The 17,848-nt window shown below is 37.7% G+C and carries 13 protein-coding genes; 4 read left to right on the forward strand and 9 right to left on the reverse strand.

The features are described from left to right. Positions 1–45: 45 nt before the first annotated feature. A complete protein-coding gene (gene guaA / locus MED217_RS10340) occupies positions 46–1,578 on the reverse strand; it encodes a glutamine-hydrolyzing GMP synthase (RefSeq protein WP_040533464.1) in 1,533 nt (510 codons plus the stop codon). Positions 1,579–1,971: 393 nt separating this feature from the next. Between guaA and MED217_RS10345 the strand changes: the two genes are divergently transcribed. Further along, the gene (locus MED217_RS10345) at positions 1,972–2,706 is read left to right on the forward strand and encodes an XRE family transcriptional regulator (protein WP_009780465.1); all 735 of its coding nucleotides are present in this window, start codon (positions 1,972–1,974) and stop codon (positions 2,704–2,706) included. Between the two features lie 75 nt (positions 2,707–2,781). Here MED217_RS10345 and MED217_RS10350 read toward each other — a convergent pair whose 3' ends face one another. The 5 genes from MED217_RS10350 to MED217_RS10370 all read right to left on the reverse strand — a co-directional run bounded on the left by MED217_RS10350 (position 2,782) and on the right by MED217_RS10370 (position 9,657). Continuing rightward, the gene (locus MED217_RS10350; protein ID WP_195891560.1) at positions 2,782–3,624 is read right to left on the reverse strand and encodes an anti-sigma factor; all 843 of its coding nucleotides are present in this window, start codon (positions 3,622–3,624) and stop codon (positions 2,782–2,784) included. Between the two features lie 322 nt (positions 3,625–3,946). Then, entirely contained in the window at positions 3,947–6,211 is a 2,265-nt protein-coding gene (locus MED217_RS10355) for an aconitate hydratase (protein ID WP_009780467.1), read from the reverse strand. Positions 6,212–6,458: 247 nt separating this feature from the next. Further along, positions 6,459–7,412 (reverse strand): AAA family ATPase, encoded by a 954-nt coding sequence (locus MED217_RS10360; protein ID WP_009780468.1) that lies wholly within the window; start codon positions 7,410–7,412, stop codon positions 6,459–6,461. Between the two features lie 3 nt (positions 7,413–7,415). Continuing rightward, positions 7,416–8,840 carry a peptidylprolyl isomerase gene (locus MED217_RS10365; RefSeq protein WP_230199258.1) on the reverse strand — a complete coding sequence of 475 codons (1,425 nt, stop codon included), beginning with the start codon at positions 8,838–8,840 and terminating at the stop codon, positions 7,416–7,418. Then, a complete protein-coding gene (locus MED217_RS10370; protein WP_230199259.1) occupies positions 8,824–9,657 on the reverse strand; it encodes a peptidyl-prolyl cis-trans isomerase in 834 nt (277 codons plus the stop codon). Before MED217_RS10370 ends, MED217_RS10365 begins: the two co-directional genes overlap by 17 nt. Before the next feature lie 260 nt (positions 9,658–9,917). Between MED217_RS10370 and MED217_RS10375 the strand changes: the two genes are divergently transcribed. Continuing rightward, positions 9,918–10,154 carry a hypothetical protein gene (locus MED217_RS10375; protein WP_009780471.1) on the forward strand — a complete coding sequence of 79 codons (237 nt, stop codon included), beginning with the start codon at positions 9,918–9,920 and terminating at the stop codon, positions 10,152–10,154. 182 nt (positions 10,155–10,336) lie between these two features. Further along, the gene (locus tag MED217_RS10380; RefSeq protein WP_009780472.1) at positions 10,337–10,882 is read left to right on the forward strand and encodes an OmpH/Skp family outer membrane protein; all 546 of its coding nucleotides are present in this window, start codon (positions 10,337–10,339) and stop codon (positions 10,880–10,882) included. Between the two features lie 169 nt (positions 10,883–11,051). Here the strand turns inward: MED217_RS10380 and guaB are convergent, their stop codons facing one another. Further along, complete coding sequence (gene guaB / locus MED217_RS10385) at positions 11,052–12,524, reverse strand: IMP dehydrogenase (protein ID WP_009780473.1); 1,473 nt, start codon at positions 12,522–12,524, stop codon at positions 11,052–11,054. A 180-nt stretch (positions 12,525–12,704) separates the two neighbouring features. Between guaB and MED217_RS10390 the strand changes: the two genes are divergently transcribed. Continuing rightward, positions 12,705–14,933 carry a TonB-dependent receptor family protein gene (locus MED217_RS10390; protein WP_009780474.1) on the forward strand — a complete coding sequence of 743 codons (2,229 nt, stop codon included), beginning with the start codon at positions 12,705–12,707 and terminating at the stop codon, positions 14,931–14,933. 34 nt (positions 14,934–14,967) lie between these two features. Here MED217_RS10390 and MED217_RS10395 read toward each other — a convergent pair whose 3' ends face one another. Together MED217_RS10395 and MED217_RS10400 are read right to left on the reverse strand one after the other, a co-directional pair. Further along, the gene (locus MED217_RS10395) at positions 14,968–15,834 is read right to left on the reverse strand and encodes a hydroxymethylglutaryl-CoA lyase (RefSeq protein ID WP_040532745.1); all 867 of its coding nucleotides are present in this window, start codon (positions 15,832–15,834) and stop codon (positions 14,968–14,970) included. A 42-nt stretch (positions 15,835–15,876) separates the two neighbouring features. Then, a complete protein-coding gene (locus MED217_RS10400; protein ID WP_009780476.1) occupies positions 15,877–17,823 on the reverse strand; it encodes a tetratricopeptide repeat-containing sensor histidine kinase in 1,947 nt (648 codons plus the stop codon). Positions 17,824–17,848 lie beyond the last annotated feature (25 nt).

A 17,848-nucleotide genomic window follows, 5' to 3' on the forward strand; every position in this document is an offset into this window, starting at 1 on the left:
TGAGGTATTGATGTATAAATGTTTAAAGCAAATCAAAAAAGTTGACTATTCCCACTCAATCGTAGCCGGTGGCTTAGAACTGATGTCATAGACTACTCTATTAACGCCTTTAACCTTATTTATTATATCATTTGATACTTTTTGCAGAAAATTATAAGGTAGATTTACCCAGTCTGCTGTCATACCATCTGTACTTTCTACTGCTCGTAGCGCAACACATTTTTCATAAGTACGCTCATCTCCCATTACACCAACAGAGTCTACAGGAAGTAACATTGCTCCCGCTTGCCAAACTTGATCATAAAGCCCCCAATCGCGTAATCCGTTAATAAAGATTGCATCTACTTCTTGTAAAATACGCACCTTTTCTGGAGTAATATCGCCCAAGATTCTAATGGCAAGACCCGGCCCCGGAAAAGGATGTCTCCCCAATAATGCAGGACTCATATCCATACTAGCTCCTACACGACGTACTTCATCTTTAAAAAGCATACGTAAAGGTTCAACAACCTTTAACTTCATAAAATCTGGTAAACCTCCTACGTTATGATGCGACTTGATCGTTGCTGAAGGCCCTCCTGTAGCAGAAACAGACTCAATAACGTCTGGATAAATGGTTCCTTGCGCAAGCCACTTTGCATCTTCAACCATATGTGCCTCATCATCAAAAACTTCAATAAATACACGACCTATGGTTTTACGCTTTTCTTCCGGATCACTTTTTCCTGCAAGCGCATCTAGAAAACGTGCCGAAGCATCCACACCTTTTACATTGAGCCCCATTCCTTCATACTGCTTCAAAACGTCTTCAAACTCGTTCTTTCGAAGCAAACCGTTATTAACAAAAATGCAGTGAAGGTTTTTACCAATAGCTTTATGCAATAACATCGCTGCTACAGAACTATCTACACCTCCTGACAAGCCAAGAATGACTTTATCTGTACCTACTTTATTTTTGAGTTCATCTACAGTGCTTTCAACAAAACTGTCTGGTGTCCAGGTTTGTTCAACCTGAGCTATATTGATAAGAAAGTTTTCTAAGATTTTCTTTCCGTCTGTAGAATGATAAACTTCTGGATGAAATTGAATCGCGTAAGTTTCTTCCCCGCCTATTCGGTATGCTGCATTTTCTACATCGTGCGTACTCGCCAACCGCACAGAGCCTTCCGGTAAAGATTTAATAGTATCACTATGACTCATCCAAACCTGGCTACCCACCTCTACACCTTCAAAAAAAGCTTCACCTTCTTTGATCATAGAAAGATTAGCTCTACCATATTCTCTGGTATTAGATTGGCCAACTTCTCCTCCGTGAAAATGTGCCAAATACTGCGCTCCATAACAAACCCCAAGTAATGGTTTTTTACCACGTATTTGAGATAAATCTGGATGAGGTGCATTTTCTGCACGCACAGATGATGGAGAACCCGATAAAATGACCGCTTTATAGCTGTTCAAATCTTCAGGTAAGTTATTGAATGGTTTAATTTCGCAGAAAATATTGAGTTCCCGAATACGTCTTGCGATCAATTGGGTATACTGCGATCCGAAATCTAGAATGAGTACGTTATTTTGCATAGGCAAAAATAGCATTTCTATCTTTTTTCAAAACATCAATTTTAATAGTTCTTATACACAAATTAATAAACATTTTAGGCGCCTAAAAGAAGCGCTATGAAAATCAAAGTGCTAACTTTAAAAAAACTCAATTTGCGGTAATTAGACGACTGTTCGCTCTTCTTCGACTAATTACTTATCCTATAAGGATTTAAAACGTATTATCTTACACAAACAAAAAGCTTCAATGTTAAATAAATATCATATATTTAACTGAATCATTAAATTATAAATAATTTTAGTGGCTTTTTTTGATTTAAAATAAATTTCACGAAAAAATATAATTATAAACAATACAATTTGTTTTAATCTTTATATTTGAAATTAATAGATGTTCCCTAAACCTTATCTATAATGTCAATATCAAAACAACTTAAAACCCTTCGGGAAAGCTCCTCGCTTTCTCAAAAAAAAGTTGCCGAAGAACTCGGCATTACTCAAGGCGCTTATTCATTAATTGAAAATGGTCAAAACTCGATCACCACAGAGCACCTTTTAACCCTTAGTAAACTTTATAGCGTTCCTACAGATCGTATTTTAAAAGGCTCTCATAATTCTATAATGATGAGTTCTTCTAACGGATTTGTACCGCTCATTAACGTTGAAGCACGTGCAGGTTTTATCGAGAACCGTGATAATGAGCAATGGATGTCTACCTTAGACATGTTCAAATTGCCCGGTTATGAGCCTGCTCAAGGTCAAAAACTCTTTGAAGTTGAAGGAGACAGTATGGCCCCCACTTTAATGCACGGTGACATCCTTATCACACAACACACAGATGATTTAAATGAGATTCTGGACGGTTCTGTTGCGGTAATTGTTACCACAAAATCAGTTTTAACAAAACGGATTAAGAAGGATTTACCCAACAATGCACTCATTCTTATAAGTGATAATAGCAAATATGAAAGTATAAGCTATGACATGGAAAATATTCTTGAAGTTTTAGTCGTTCGCGGTAAAATTACAAGTTCGCTAAATGTTGTAGATATGGACGCTAATAAACGCGTACAGCACTTAGAGAGTCAAGTAGATAAGCTACAAAGCGATATGAGCAAGCTTATAGAAAAAATAAACAAGCTTGTATAAAAAGCGTAATCAATATCAAACAAAAAAATCCTGGATAATGCCAGGATTTTTTTATTTGATAGATTTTAGACTTTCTTATTTAGTAACTCTTCCAACTGGAAAAGAAGCCGTATTGATCTGCATTGTATTTGTTATGCCAGAACCTGCTTCTTGAGTAACTGTACCCACTAATGGACGCAGTACAAAAGGTGCAATTGAAGCTCCAGTACTGCTATTATCAAATATAGGCTGAATGGTTATAAACACCTGTTTATTCAAAAGATTAGGCAACGTATTCACACCGTAAGCACTAAGCACATTTTCATTGATAAAATCTTCTCCCGGAAAATCCGGAGCTGGATTTATGTTTAGACTGAATGGATCTGATTCATCTGCGTTATTTACATTGGTAAATCTACCTGTCGACAAATTGACATCTCCACTGGCTCCCGGTACAGTAACCCAGCCTTCGTACTTCCAACCTGAAGGTAATGTTGGTAATTTTAATCCCGGCTGACCTGTAGAAGGAATATACCAATACAAACCACTATTTTCGTTAGTAGAGACATTATCTGTAGGTGTTTGTAATACAAATTGACCAGAAGCGCTTGTGTAAGAACCAAACGTCTGTGTAACATCAACCGTCGCAGCATTACCCACAAAATTTCCACTTAATAAAATAGACTCACTAATTGCCGGACTAGAATCATTTCCCGGCTCAACACTCAAGAAAAATTGAGTTGCATTATCTACTTCGCCAGTTAGTGCTTCAAATGTTTTAGGAAAATCCACATCTGTAAAACGTCCCAAAGGAGTTAGATCAACTCCGTCACTGATCCAAGCCTGATACTGAGCTCCATTCTCCAAACGTTCTAGACCAGAAATATCAACAGTCACTGTAGATCGTGCAACCGTATCATCTCCTGAACATGATGACAAAACTGCTAAGCAAGCAGCCAATAGTATTACATTAAATTTTCTCATAGATTTTTTTAGTTAATGTTGTTTCTAAAATGCATAACGCAAATAGACTTCAAAAATTTTAAATGAATAGTTAGGACTATACTGAAATCTAAATAGCATTTCTTTAATAAAAATAGAAAAACTACCTAGATACAAAGAAGCCTTCGTGAGAAACAAACTTTTTATTTCAAGACATCCCGATAACTATCGGGACGCAGTATTAAACTCGTTGAAGTTACCAATAAAAAAAACCAAACCACGAGTAGTGATTTGGTTTTAATTCAACTTAAAAATAAGCTTATGCGTTTTGCTTCTTTATAAGATTTAAAGCAGAACCTTCACGATACCATGCAATTTGAGCATCATTATAGGTATGATTTGCCATAATAGTATCCTTGCTTCCGTCAGCGTGAGTAACTTCGATAGTTAATGGCTTATCTGGAGCAAATTCTTCGATATCTAAGAAGCTGAATGTATCATCTTCCTGAATCAAATCATAATCATTTTCGTTAGCAAAAGTCAATCCTAACATCCCTTGTTTTTTAAGGTTTGTTTCGTGGATACGTGCAAAAGACTTAACGAGTACAGCTGCAACCCCAAGATGACGAGGCTCCATAGCCGCGTGCTCACGAGAAGAACCTTCACCATAATTGTGATCTCCCACAACAATTGTTTTAATTCCTTTGGCTTTATACTCACGTTGTGTATCTGGCACACCACCGTATTCTCCTGTCAACTGACTTTTTACAAAATTAGTTTTCTTATTGTATGCATTTACTGCACCAATTAAACAGTTATTCGAAATATTGTCTAAGTGACCTCTGTAACGTAACCAAGGTCCCGCCATAGAGATATGGTCTGTAGTACATTTTCCAAAGGCTTTGATAAGGAGTTTAACCTCTTTCAATTCTGAGTCTTTAATCGGAACGAAAGGCGTTAATAACTCTAGGCGCTCGCTATCTGAAGCAACAATTACTTCTACAGAACTACCATCTTCGGTAGGTGCTAAGTAACCGTTTTCTTCAACAGCAAAACCTTTTGTAGGAAGTTCTAATCCTACAGGTACATCCAATTTAACTTCTTCTCCATCTTCATTAAGAAGAGTGTCATTAAGTGGATCAAAATCCAAACGACCAGAAATCGCTATTGCAGCTACCATTTCTGGTGATCCTACAAAAGCATGTGTATTTGGGTTTCCATCTGCACGCTTTGAGAAGTTACGGTTGAACGAGTGAACGATCGTGTTCTTTTCTTCCCCTTTACGGTCGCTACGATCCCATTGACCGATACAAGGTCCACAAGCATTTGTAAATACCGTTGCACCAAGATTTTCAAAAACTTCTAATAATCCGTCGCGCTCTGCAGTGTATCTAATTTGCTCAGATCCCGGGTTGATACCAAAATCACTCTTTGGCTTTAATTTTTTATCGATGGCCTGCTGTGCGATCGAAGCTGCTCTTGATAAATCTTCGTAAGATGAGTTGGTACAAGAACCAATCAATCCCCAATCCACTTTAATTGGCCAATCGTTTTTAGCCGCTTTTTCACCAAGCTCTCCAACTGGAGTAGCTAAATCTGGTGTAAAAGGACCATTAAGGTGTGGACGTAATTCTGAAAGGTTAATTTCAATTACTTCGTCAAAGTACTGCTCAGGATTAGCATATACTTCATCATCACCTGTTAAGTATTCTTTGATCTCATTTGCTGCATCTGCAACATCTGCGCGGTCTGTAGCACGTAAGAAACGCTCCATAGACTCATCGTAACCAAATGTTGAAGTTGTAGCACCAATTTCAGCACCCATATTACAAATGGTTCCTTTACCAGTTGCTGAAAGGTTTTTTGCACCAGGTCCAAAATATTCTACAATAGCACCGGTACCACCTTTAACGGTAAGAATACCTGCCACTTTAAGGATAACATCTTTAGAAGCAGTCCATCCATTTAATTCACCGGTTAATTTAACACCGATCAATTTTGGAAACTTAAGTTCCCAAGGCATTCCTGCCATAACGTCAACAGCATCTGCACCACCAACACCAATAGCGACCATACCAAGTCCACCAGCATTTACGGTGTGACTATCAGTACCAATCATCATACCACCAGGAAAAGCATAGTTTTCAAGAACTACTTGGTGAATGATACCTGCACCCGGCTTCCAGAAACCAATTCCGTATTTGTTTGAAACAGATTCTAAGAAGTCAAATACTTCATTACTTGTTTCATTTGCACGTTTTAAATCCTTTTGAGCTCCTTGCTTCGCTTGAATAAGGTGATCACAGTGAACCGTAGTAGGCACTGCAACTTCTTTCTTACCTGCTTGCATAAACTGCAAAAGCGCCATTTGAGCTGTAGCATCCTGACAAGCGATACGATCTGGAGCAAAATCTACGTAGTCTTTACCACGTACAAATGCCTTATCAGTTTTACCATCCCAAAGGTGAGAGTATAATATTTTTTCTGCCAGTGTTAAAGGCTTACCGGTAATTTCGCGAGCAGCATCAACACGCTCTGCTACTTTACTGTAAACCGATTTGATCATATCGATATCAAATGCCATATCTAAGTTTTAGTTAATTGAATTTGTAAATTAATTGCGCTTTGAAGCGGCGCTAAAATTACGAAAAACCGCAGAAAATAAGAAGACTATGTATAGATTAAGGCAATTAGAACAAAAGCTAAATTTATTGCAAATTCAACTTGATATATATCGATTTCGTTGCTTAATTATGATAATTAGGTAGTTACAAGACAAATGTTAATAAAAATCTCTTCTTGAAAATTATTTAGAGCCTTTCTATATTAGCTTAAAGCAAACTTTTTATGATTTCTTTAAGGGTTAACCCCTCTGCTTCAGCCTTGTAGTTCTTGATCAGACGATGCCCTAAAATGCCCTGAGCAACAGCTTGTACATCTTCGATATCGGGGGAATACTTTCCATTGAGGGCTGCGTGCGTTTTAGCTGCTAGGATTAAATTTTGAGAAGCTCTTGGCCCAGCTCCCCAATCAATATAGTCTTTCACTATTTGTGGCGCAGCGTCTTCAGCAGGTCTGGTTTTTCCTACGAGAGCTACTGCATATTCAACCACATTATCAGCAACCGGAATACGTCGTATTAACTGCTGATAAGAAACAATATCTTCTGCTGAAAAAAGCGCCTCAACAGCTACAGATTTTTCAGTAGTCGTTGCTTTTACAATCGCAACTTCTTCTTCATAAGTTGGGTAGACCAAATTGATCGCAAACATAAAACGATCTAACTGGGCTTCCGGTAAAGGATAAGTCCCCTCCTGCTCGATCGGGTTTTGGGTTGCTAATACAAAATACGGTTTGTCAAGTGGATATTGCTTTCCGGCAACGGTGACCGCTTTTTCCTGCATAGCTTCTAAAAGCGCTGCCTGGGTTTTAGGTGGGGTTCTATTGATCTCATCTGCTAAAACAATATTGGCAAAAACAGGCCCTTTTAGAAATTTGAATGTTCGCGATTCATCAAGAATTTCTGCCCCTACAATATCACTAGGCATAAGATCTGGTGTAAACTGAATGCGTTTAAAATCTAATCCTAAGGCCTGAGCAATGGTATTTACCATTAACGTTTTGGCCAATCCCGGAACACCGATCAATAATGCGTGCCCTCCAGAAAAAATTGAAATTATAATTTGGTCTACAACCTCATTTTGCCCAATGATTACACGGCCTATTTCTTTCTTTAGATCTTTATATCGAGTTACAAGCGCATCAATTGCCTTAGCGTCTGACATATATTATTGTTTTACCCAGTTGCTACTATACTCGCAATTTCTATAATCTCCGTTTAATTTGATATAGGTTTCAGCAATTTTTTCATCTTGCCATTTCTCGATGGCTTTGATGCGTTTTGCCTGAAGCGCAAAGTTTTTAATCTTCACATAATCGATAGCAAAATCTGCCTCGTGCTCTTCGATACGATCTGAAACCGTATAAATCTCATAACGTGTTTTACCAGTACGCGTTGGATTGTTGAACGCAATTGAAACCTCACCCTCTTTTAAGTTTTGAACCTTAGGATATAATTCTGGAGGCAGGTTTTTAAGCTCAAACATTCGATCCTGAGTGGTTGGATTGATCATTATACCACCATCGCTAGCTGTTTCCTTTTCATCTGAAAATTCCTTAGCAGCTTCTGCAAAGGTGATCTCTCCATCTTCAATGCGCTTTCTAATCTTTTCAATTTTATCTTTGGCTGCTGCCTCTGCTGCTGAAGTCACTTTCGGAATTCTTAAAATGTGTCTCAAATCGATTTTTTGACCACGAATTTTTTCCACCTTAATGATATGGTAACCAAATTCAGTCTCAAAAGGCTTACTTACTTCACCTTCCTGAAGGCTGAAAGCTACGTCTCTAAATTCTTTTACAAACTGAGATTTACGATCAACGTCTCTAATAAGACCTCCATCACCACGTGTAGATTCATCTTCAGACCATAACACCGCTTTGGTAGCAAAACTGCTTCCGTTTTCAAGAATGTCGTTACGATAACCGTTTAATTGATCGATAACCTTTTGCTTTTCTTCTTGTGGAACCTCTGGGATAATTTGAATTTTTGAGATTTCTAATTCCACACCAAACTGTGGCAAACCATCTTCTTCTAATTCTTTATAATACGATCTGATCTCTTCTGGGGTCACTTCGATCTCTTCAACAATATTTTGTTGCATTGCCTTAGCCAACTCTTGATTTCGGTTCAATTCTAAAAGCTCTTTTTTCAAATCGCTCATTTTTTCTTTTCGATAGAATTTTAAAACCTTCTCTTCTGAACCCAACTGGTTGACAAAGTAATCTATTTGCTGTTGCGTGTATGAGCGTATTTGCTCTTCGTTAATCATTACACTATCAATAACCGCGTGGTGTGCATACAACTTATCTTCCATAAGTTTATCCATCACACTACAAGTTGATAAATCTTGACCTTCTACTTTTTGTTGCTTTAACGACTCAATAGATTGTTGAATATCGCTTTCTAGGATCACATATTCACCAACAACAGCTGCCACCCCATCTACTTTAAAAGTAGTACCTGAAGTAAGCGGCTGCTCTTCTTCTTGCGAAGTATTTTCTGAAACCGAAGTATCTATAATTTCTTGTGCATTTAACCCTGCCCACGCACTGCAAAAAAGAAGCAGGCTACATGCTTTAGTTATAAAGTTCAAATTGTTTGTTTTTAATTGCATCCTTAGTAATGTCTTTTTCTAACTGTTTAATCAATTCTAATTTTCTTCTGTTGAGAAGAATTTGCTTTACCGTAGGTAAAACGTAATCTAGCGGCGCATCATCATTGCGATCTAAGCGATCTTTTACAGCGATCAAATATAATCCTAATGAATCACGCAGTTGCGTAAATTCGGTTTTATTTAAAAGCGGCGCACTATTTTCTATGGTTACCGGAGGAATTCTCGCGATCACTTTATCTAGACTTATCCAAGTCGAATCGTTCAAATATTGTGCCTTAAACTGAACCGAAATAGAGTCTAAATAACGTTTATCTTCAGCATCAAACCGGGTAAAGCGCTTTTTTATTTCGTCTATATTATAATCTGCATCACCCATTTCCAGATACCGAAATTTGAGCAAGGCTTCATTCAATTTAAAATTCTCTTTATTCTCTAAATAGAATTGCTGTGCTTGCGCATCAGAAATCGTACTGTCTAAACTACGAGCAACCAACGCATCTTTGTAGGCCTGTGAAAATAGATCAAGTTTATATTGCTCAACAAGATTATTAAGACGGTCTTGTTCTGCAAGTGTAATATTGCGCTGCGCATTGTCTACAAGTAAACGCTTTGTAGCCCAGCGATTGATGTAACTATTCACCAGAGTCGTGCTGTCTTCTGCAGACATTTCAGGAGTTATGAGCTTAGCGATGTCTTCTTCGTACAAGAAAGCATTACCCACACGAGCAACAGGCTTACCAGTTGGCACCTTTGATCCTAAAAGATCACAGGAAACCGGTAGCGTAAGCAGGATCATAATCAAAAGAAAACCTCTTCGGAAACTCAACATAGTTTATTGCTAGGTATAAACGTCAACAACAAAGACTTCAGCTCATATCAAATGTTGCATCATTTTAAAGATTGCAAAATTAGAAAATATATAGGAGAACTTTTCAACCTACATACTTTGATGTAAAACCGAAGGATTGTAGCCGTTTCTAACTATTTACTCGATCTCTGCAAGTATCTTTGCAACTTAAAATTTTATTTTGGCACAAGAATTGAAAATTGCTTGATATGAATCAAAAAATTAAACTCATCTGGGATTTTAGAGGTCCTGATGCATTACAAATTGCAAAACACCACGTCATTCATTTAGAAGAATACACTGCAGCGCATCAACTAGAAAATAACGCGACCGGCGTAGAAAAGAAATCTGATTTATACAGTATTGCTTTTCTAATTGTTTCTAAAGAAGAAATGCCTGAAGTACGCGATGCTCTTAAACCTCATCGCGGTGAGTTTTGTGATTGATTGAAGTAAAAAGTTTTAAAGTAACTGCTTTTAGCTTAGGCTAAATTAAATTTGTAAACCAGCCAAGCCATTAAAAAATACTTTGATAGCTTTCAAGCTTTTATATCTTTGCGCGTAGTTTTTTGAAGAATTTAATTCAAATTACATTAATCGCCTCTTAAAAAGGCTAAACTAAATTGAAAATGAAAAAATTATTCTTACCCCTAGTAGCTTTTTTAATAAGCTTATCTGCTTTAGCACAAAATAAAGTAGGAACTATTGACAGTGATCTGGTTATTTCTAGTCTTGACGAAGTTGCCCAAGTACAAAAGGATCTTGAAACCTATGGTGCTGAACTGGATAAGCAATTTAAAGATCTTGTAAACAAGTATCAAACTGCTGTAAAAGCTTATCAAGATGCCGAAGCTACCGCTACTGAAGAAGATAAAAAAACAAAGCAAGAAGAAATCGTAGGAATGGAGCAAGACATTCAGCGTTTTAGACAAAACTCGCAAGGTTTAATTCAAATAAGACAAAATGAATTAATGCAACCCCTATATCAAAAAGTAGGACAAGCACTGAATCAAGTTGCACAAGAACAAAACTATTCTCAAGTATTTACACTAAGCTCTGGAGTTGCTTATTTTGATCCGGAACACGATCTAACACAAGCTGTAGCCGACAAACTAGGTGTTACTTTAAAAACACAAGGGCAGCAACAACAAACGCAATTGCCTACTCAAAACTAGATTTCAGAATCTTCGAAATAAACTACCTCAGGGCAAGTCCATGAGGCATTGCTTGGAAACAAATTTTCAATTTCGATGCAAGCCTCGGAGTATTAAACCCTTTGGCGGTGTCAATAAAAAAACCGGTAGCAAATGCTACCGGTTTTTTTTATTCTTGAACTCTAATTAATTATCTACTGTAATTAGGAGATTCTTTAGTAATTGTAACATCGTGTGGGTGACTCTCGTGAATACCACTTGAAGTGATTTTTACAAAGCGACCATTTTCTTTAAGCGCTTCTACATCTTTAGCACCACAATATCCCATTCCGGCTCTTAACCCACCTACAAATTGATGAATACTTTCAAACAATTCTCCTTTGTAAGGAACACGCCCCACAATACCTTCTGGAACCAATTTCTTAATATCGTCTTCAACATCTTGGAAGTAACGATCTTTTGAACCGGTTTTCATCGCTTCAACAGACCCCATTCCGCGATAGGTTTTATACTTCCTTCCTTCGTAAATAATAGTTTCACCCGGAGACTCTTTCGTTCCTGCAAGAAGCGAACCTAACATAACACAATCTGCTCCTGCGGCAATCGCTTTAGGAATATCCCCTGTATAACGAATACCACCGTCTGCAATAACCGGGATTCCTGTTCCTTTGAGGGCTGCTGCAACTTCTAAAACTGCGCTAAACTGAGGAAAACCAACACCGGCAACAACTCGTGTTGTACAAATTGATCCTGGACCAATTCCCACTTTTACGGCATCTGCTCCAGCTTCTACAAGATATTTAGCCGCATCGGCTGTAGCAATATTTCCTACCACAACATCAAGACCCGGAAATTTTTCTTTTACACTTTTTAATACGCGAACAACACCTTGGGTATGTCCGTGCGCTGTATCAACAACAACAGCATCAACACCTGCATTAACCAAAGCTTCAACACGCTCTACAGCATCTGCGGTAACACCCACAGCTGCTGCAACACGCAGACGACCATAAGTGTCTTTGTTTGCGATTGGTTTTTGCGTAAGTTTTGTTATATCTCTAAATGTAATTAAACCAATGAGCTTGTTGTCATTAGTTACAACCGGTAATTTTTCGATTTTATTCTCTTGAAGGATCACTTCAGCCTGACTTAAAGAAGTACCTTCAGCTGTAGTGATAAGATTCTCTGAAGTCATTACTTCGACAATCGCACGCTCGTTATCCTTTTCAAAACGTAAATCCCTGTTGGTCACAATTCCTTTTAGATGCCCTTCTTGGTCAACGATTGGAATTCCACCAATACTATGCTCAGCCATTAAACGCTTGGCATCTTTTACTTGTGCGTCAAGGTTTAAAGTAACAGGATCGATGATCATACCGCTTTCGGCACGTTTTACACGACGCACTTTAACCGCTTGCTGCTCAATCGTCATATTCTTATGCAGTACGCCAATACCACCTTCTCTAGCAATGGCAATTGCCATACTTGATTCGGTCACCGTATCCATCGCTGCAGATACAATTGGGACATTAAGCGTGATGTTTTTTGAAAATTTTGACTGAATATTCACTTCGCGTGGAAGCACTTCTGAATACGCCGGAACTAAGAGTACGTCATCGTAGGTAAGACCTTCTCCAAGTATTTTTGTTTCGTGAGCTGTCATTGCAATTAGGATTTAATTGCGTGCAAATATACTGCTAAAATCTGAAATAGACACTTGCTTATAGATTATAGTCACAGAATTAATAAAATACTATTTGAACTAAGTCTAAATAAATTTTGTCTATTTCCTAAGCTAGTATTAGATTTGCGTAATTTTTATATAGTTTAAATAATAATAATAATGAAAAAAAAGTACCTCATTTTTATTGGATTGCTAATAACGGGGATTAATACTCAAGGGCAAGTAACACCGACGAAGCAGCAAGATTCAACTGATAGAGAAGAACTTCAAGAGATTCTTTTGTCCAATGCTGTTCTAGGAAGCAAGTTTGAAGTAAAGAATAAAACAGGTTCAGCTTATTATTTATCCTCAAAGGATCTTCAAAAATTCAGCTATACTGACGTAAACAAAGTATTACGTGCCGTTCCTGGAGTCTCCATCTATGAAGAAGATGGTTTTGGATTAAGACCTAATATAAGTTTACGCGGTTCATCACCAGAACGAAGTGCACGCATCACACTAATGGAAGATGGCGTTCTTATCGCACCTGCTCCATATAGTGCTTCATCTGCTTATTATTTTCCAACTATCGGTAGAATGCAGGCCGTCGAGGTTCTTAAAGGTAGTAGTCAAATTCAATATGGTCCTTATACCACTGGTGGTGCGATCAATATGATATCAAAGAAAATTCCAACTGATTTTTCTGGAGCGGCACGCTTTTCAATAGGAAATTATAACAGTAGAACTACCGAAGCGACCGTGGGTGATAGTTACAAGAATTTTGGCTGGAACACAGAATATTACAACTACAATTCAGACGGTTTCAAATCACTTGACGGCGGAGGTAATACCGGATTTGATAAAAGTGATTATCTAGGAAAATTTAGATGGAATACTTCAGCTGATGCCAAAATTTTTCAAGCGATTACTGCTAAAATTCAATTTTCAGAAGAAACCAGTAATGAAACTTATCTTGGTTTAACTGACGATGATTTTTCCGAAGATCCCTTCCGCAGATACGCAGCATCTCAGAAAGATCAAATGAATGCTGAACACAGCCAATATCAGCTGAATCACATTTTAAAACTTCCCTCAGGATTTAAATTAAGTACAACTATTTATAGAAATAACTTTAAGCGTAACTGGTATAAACTAGACGATGTTACGTTAACTGACGGCGTAAGCATAAGTAAAATACTTTCTAACCCACAGGAGTATCTTGCAGAATACAATGCACTTCAAGGCGACAATGATACTCCTGAAGATGCATTTGGTGTCAAAGCCAATAATCGTAAATATTATTCACAGGGAATACAAACCGTAGGAAAATTCTTTTGGGGAACCCAAAATGTACAATCCTTAGAATTAGGATTACGTTTTCATCAAGATGAAGAAGATCGTTTTCAATGGGAAGACCGTTTTGCTATCCAAAATGGAGAAATGAAACGGACAACAGTAGCCATTAAAGGTTCTAATGCTAACAGAGTTGCAAGTGCAGATGCACTTGCCGCACACGCCTTGTATAAAATCACATTTGATAAACTTACACTCACACCCGGTTTACGCTATGAGTATATCAAATTGCGTCGCGAAGACTTTGGTAAAGAAGACGCTAATAGAACCGGAATTGATTTAGCCACACGAGAAAACACCGTTGATGTTTGGATTCCCGGAATAGGTGCTAATTATAGATTTTCTCAAAACCTTTCCTTTTTTGGAGGTATTCATAAGGGCTTTGCACCTCCAGGAAGTTCTGATGGTCAAAAACCAGAAGAAAGTGTTAACTATGAGCTGGGCTCTCGTTTTCTTATAGGAGGTCTGAATGGTGAAATTGTAGGTTTTTATAATGACTACAGCAACCTCCTAGGAAGTGATCTTGCAGCTTCGGGAGGTACAGGAACATTAGACCAGTTTAATGCAGGTAAAGTAATTGTAAACGGTTTAGAAGTTTTACTTAACTATGATATTCTTTATAATAGTTCTGCGAGTATAAACCTACCGCTAACTTTTGCTTACACGTATACAAACAGTGAATTTCAAACTAGTTTTGAAAGTAGTGACGCTATTTACGGTGATGTTACTAAGGGAGATGAAATCCCTTATATTGCTGAAAATCAATTTACGGTAACAGCTTCTCTTACACATAAAAAATTTGATTTAAGTCTGAGTGGGCGATATACCGATGCCTTTCGCACACAAGCTGGAACTGGAACAATTCCCACAGAATTTAAGGTTCCATCGAGTTTTGTGGTTGATTTTGGGGCTCACTATTACATAAACAAGCAGGTTTCTGTTTTTGGAAACATCATCAATCTACTTGACAATACATACGCCGTATCTCGAGTTCCGGCTGGGCTAAGACCTGGTATGCCGTTTAATATTAATACTGGCATTGCCTATAGATTTTAATATTTAGATTTCTAAAATAGAATGCGACTCGGGTTTAATGATACTTTTCAAAAATTCGAGTCGCTTCATTATGCGCCGACTCAAAACTCATAGGTCTAATTCCTGAATCTACCTTAACCGAATTAAAATAAGACAACATTTTCTCGGTGGGCATGTTGCCGGTAAGTTCGTCTTTTGCCATCGGGCAACCACCAAATCCCTGTATGGCACCGTCAAACCTGCGGCAGCCGGCTTGGTAAGCCGCATTGACTTTTTCAAACCATTGACTTGGTGTTGTGTGAAGATGCGCACCAAATTCAATCTGGGGATATTTCGGTATAAGTTCGCTGAAGAGACAATCAATCGTTTGCGCCTCTGAAGTTCCAACGGTATCTGATAGCGAAATTATTGAAACTCCCATTTCCGCTAGCTTTTCTGTCCATTCACCTACAATTTCAACATCCCAAGGGTCACCATAAGGATTACCAAAACCCATAGAAATATACGTCACAACTTCCTTATTATGTTTAGCCGCCAATTCTAGAATTTCAGAAAGAATCACCACCGATTCTTTTATTGTTTTATGCGTATTACGCATTTGAAAGATCTCAGAAATACTGAAAGGATACCCTAAGTAATCGATCTCTTCAAATTTAACCGCATCTTGTGCACCTCTCAAATTAGCAACAATAGCCAGAAGTTTGGTCTGCGTTGCGCTAAGGTCTAATCTACTCAAGACTTCAGCTGTATCAGCCATCTGCGGAATGGCTTTGGGGCTCACAAAACTACCAAAGTCTAACGTATCAAAACCACAGCGCAACAAGGACTGAAGGTATTGCACCTTGACTTCTGTAGGAATAAATTGCTTTATACCCTGCATTGCATCTCTGGGACATTCTACTATTTTAAGCGGTGTACTCATAAAACCTAATGTAGTAATTTAAAGATACAACTCTAGAAACTCTTAGACGAGAGGTATGTGTAAAGTAAAAGTAGAACCTTCATTCTTTACACTTTGTGCAGTAATTTCTCCGCCTAATCTATGAGCAATTTCCTGACATAAAATCAATCCAATACCATTACCCGACTCATCATTGGTCCCTTTTACAGAATACCGTTCTTGCTTTTTTAGAACACGATCTAACTCGTCATTGGTCATTCCAACCCCAGTGTCTGTAATTGATAGATTGTAAAACTTTTCAGTTTTAGTAGCACTAAAATTTATGTTACCATTTTCTGGCGTAAACTTTATTGCGTTCGTCAAAAGGTTACGCAAGATCACAGTTAGCACTTGTCTATCTGATTCAATGACATCCTCCTGCGGAATATCGCAGGTAATCTTAATGCTCTTTTTTGCAATAAAGACTTCTTCAGCCTCAAAAACTTCTCTAGCCACTTCGTAAGGACGCAACTCTGTTTTAATAAACTTGTAACCATCCATTTGAGATTTGGCCCAAACCAGAACGCTATCAATTAAATAATACAGGTTTGAGGTTTGCTTTTTCAACTCTTCAGCTAAAATCTCTATTTCTTCCTGTGTAAAGGATTTAAAATTAGTATGCAGCATATTGATACTGCTTAACACCGCTGCCACCGGACTCTTAACATCGTGTGCTACTATAGAAAATAAATTATTCTTCTGATGGTTACTTTCCGTAAGACTTTTATTGCTTTCGTTAAGTAGGCTTTGTTGCTTTTTAAGTGTTTTATTTGCCTCTGATTTATAGATATACATTCTGTAGAGAATTAACATCAAAATCAAGAGTAAGAAAATAAACAAGGTAACTCCCCAAATGGCATAACGCTGATGCTTGATCTTTAAGGCCTGAAGCTCAGAGTCGTTACGCAACAGCTCATTTTCAAACTGTTGCTGCTCCGTTTGAAACTGTATTTTTAAATTTTGAAGAATATTTGATTGCTCTCTGTTGTGGATCTCGTTATTGAGTTCAATGTATTTTTTGGCATAAATAAGAGCTTCCTTATCGATATTTTTTGCTTCAAACAGTTTTTGCTGCGCTTCATAATTGGCCAAAATCACATATTGATCTTTTGTAGCAAGTGCACGCTCCTCAAGCCCCTCAAGTTCATTCTCGGCTAAATTAAGGTCGCCTTGATATATATGACTTTGCGCTTTATATCCCCGTGACAAGATCTCAAACTGAACCGGAATATTTTCTCTGGAAATCGCATAAGATAAACTCTTGATAGCCTCATCATAATCTCCTAAGAAGAATTGAGCAGTACCCATATTGAAATATGTGACCGCGGTAACCCGAGAATCTGATTTTGCATCAATATAACCTACCGCTTTCTTGGCATAATATAGCGCACTATCCATCACCTTTTTCTCCCGAAAAACGCCACTTAAGTTTGTTATGTATTTTATATACTGCCCCTTACTTTGAACGGTATCTATGTATCGTATTGCACGATAAAAATTCTGCTGGGCTGCATCATAATCTCTTAGGTAAAACTCAAGAACACCAAGGTTCCCGTAACTTTCACTTAGCCCAACACTATCTTCAAGCGCTTTGTAAAGCGGAAGCGCCTTCTGAAACTCTAATATCGCCAAAGGATATTGCGACGTCACCACATAATAGGTTCCGTTACGATTATATGCCTTTGCAATACCACGCTCATAATTATTTAAAAGCGCTAATTCTAAAGATTTCTTAATGTATTTTTTTGCTGAATCTGGCTTGAGGTATAAAAATTCGTAGCTTATTTGCTCATTAAGATCACTACGTAAACTATCACTCTGTGCTTTGGCAAGTTCACGCTTTAAGGAGTCTATATTTTTGGTTTGTCCAAAACTCTGAAAACCAAAGAATAGAAAAATCAGACACACAATAATGCGCCTTAAAAGTATTTTAAAGTGTTTAAAATTGAATTTCACTAAACCTAAATGCATTGAAGTTGGAAGCGTAAATGTATTA

The organism is Leeuwenhoekiella blandensis MED217 (genome assembly GCF_000152985.1).
Classification (GTDB): domain Bacteria; phylum Bacteroidota; class Bacteroidia; order Flavobacteriales; family Flavobacteriaceae; genus Leeuwenhoekiella; species Leeuwenhoekiella blandensis.

Bases quoted from the DNA above. Each gene is read 5' to 3' on its own strand.
- guaB (WP_009780473.1), bottom strand. From the start codon at position 12,524: ATGACAGCTCACGAAACAAAAATACTTGGAGAAGGTCTTACCTACGAT.
- MED217_RS10400 (WP_009780476.1), bottom strand. From the start codon at position 17,823: ATGCATTTAGGTTTAGTGAAATTCAATTTTAAACACTTTAAAATACTT.
- MED217_RS10355 (WP_009780467.1), bottom strand. From the start codon at position 6,211: ATGGCATTTGATATCGATATGATCAAATCGGTTTACAGTAAAGTAGCA.
- MED217_RS10345 (WP_009780465.1), top strand. From the start codon at position 1,972: ATGTCAATATCAAAACAACTTAAAACCCTTCGGGAAAGCTCCTCGCTT.
- MED217_RS10360 (WP_009780468.1), bottom strand. From the start codon at position 7,412: ATGTCAGACGCTAAGGCAATTGATGCGCTTGTAACTCGATATAAAGAT.
- MED217_RS10380 (WP_009780472.1), top strand. From the start codon at position 10,337: ATGAAAAAATTATTCTTACCCCTAGTAGCTTTTTTAATAAGCTTATCT.
- MED217_RS10370 (WP_230199259.1), bottom strand. From the start codon at position 9,657: ATGATCCTGCTTACGCTACCGGTTTCCTGTGATCTTTTAGGATCAAAG.
- guaA (WP_040533464.1), bottom strand. From the start codon at position 1,578: ATGCAAAATAACGTACTCATTCTAGATTTCGGATCGCAGTATACCCAA.
- MED217_RS10375 (WP_009780471.1), top strand. From the start codon at position 9,918: ATGAATCAAAAAATTAAACTCATCTGGGATTTTAGAGGTCCTGATGCA.
- MED217_RS10395 (WP_040532745.1), bottom strand. From the start codon at position 15,834: ATGAGTACACCGCTTAAAATAGTAGAATGTCCCAGAGATGCAATGCAG.
- MED217_RS10390 (WP_009780474.1), top strand. From the start codon at position 12,705: ATGAAAAAAAAGTACCTCATTTTTATTGGATTGCTAATAACGGGGATT.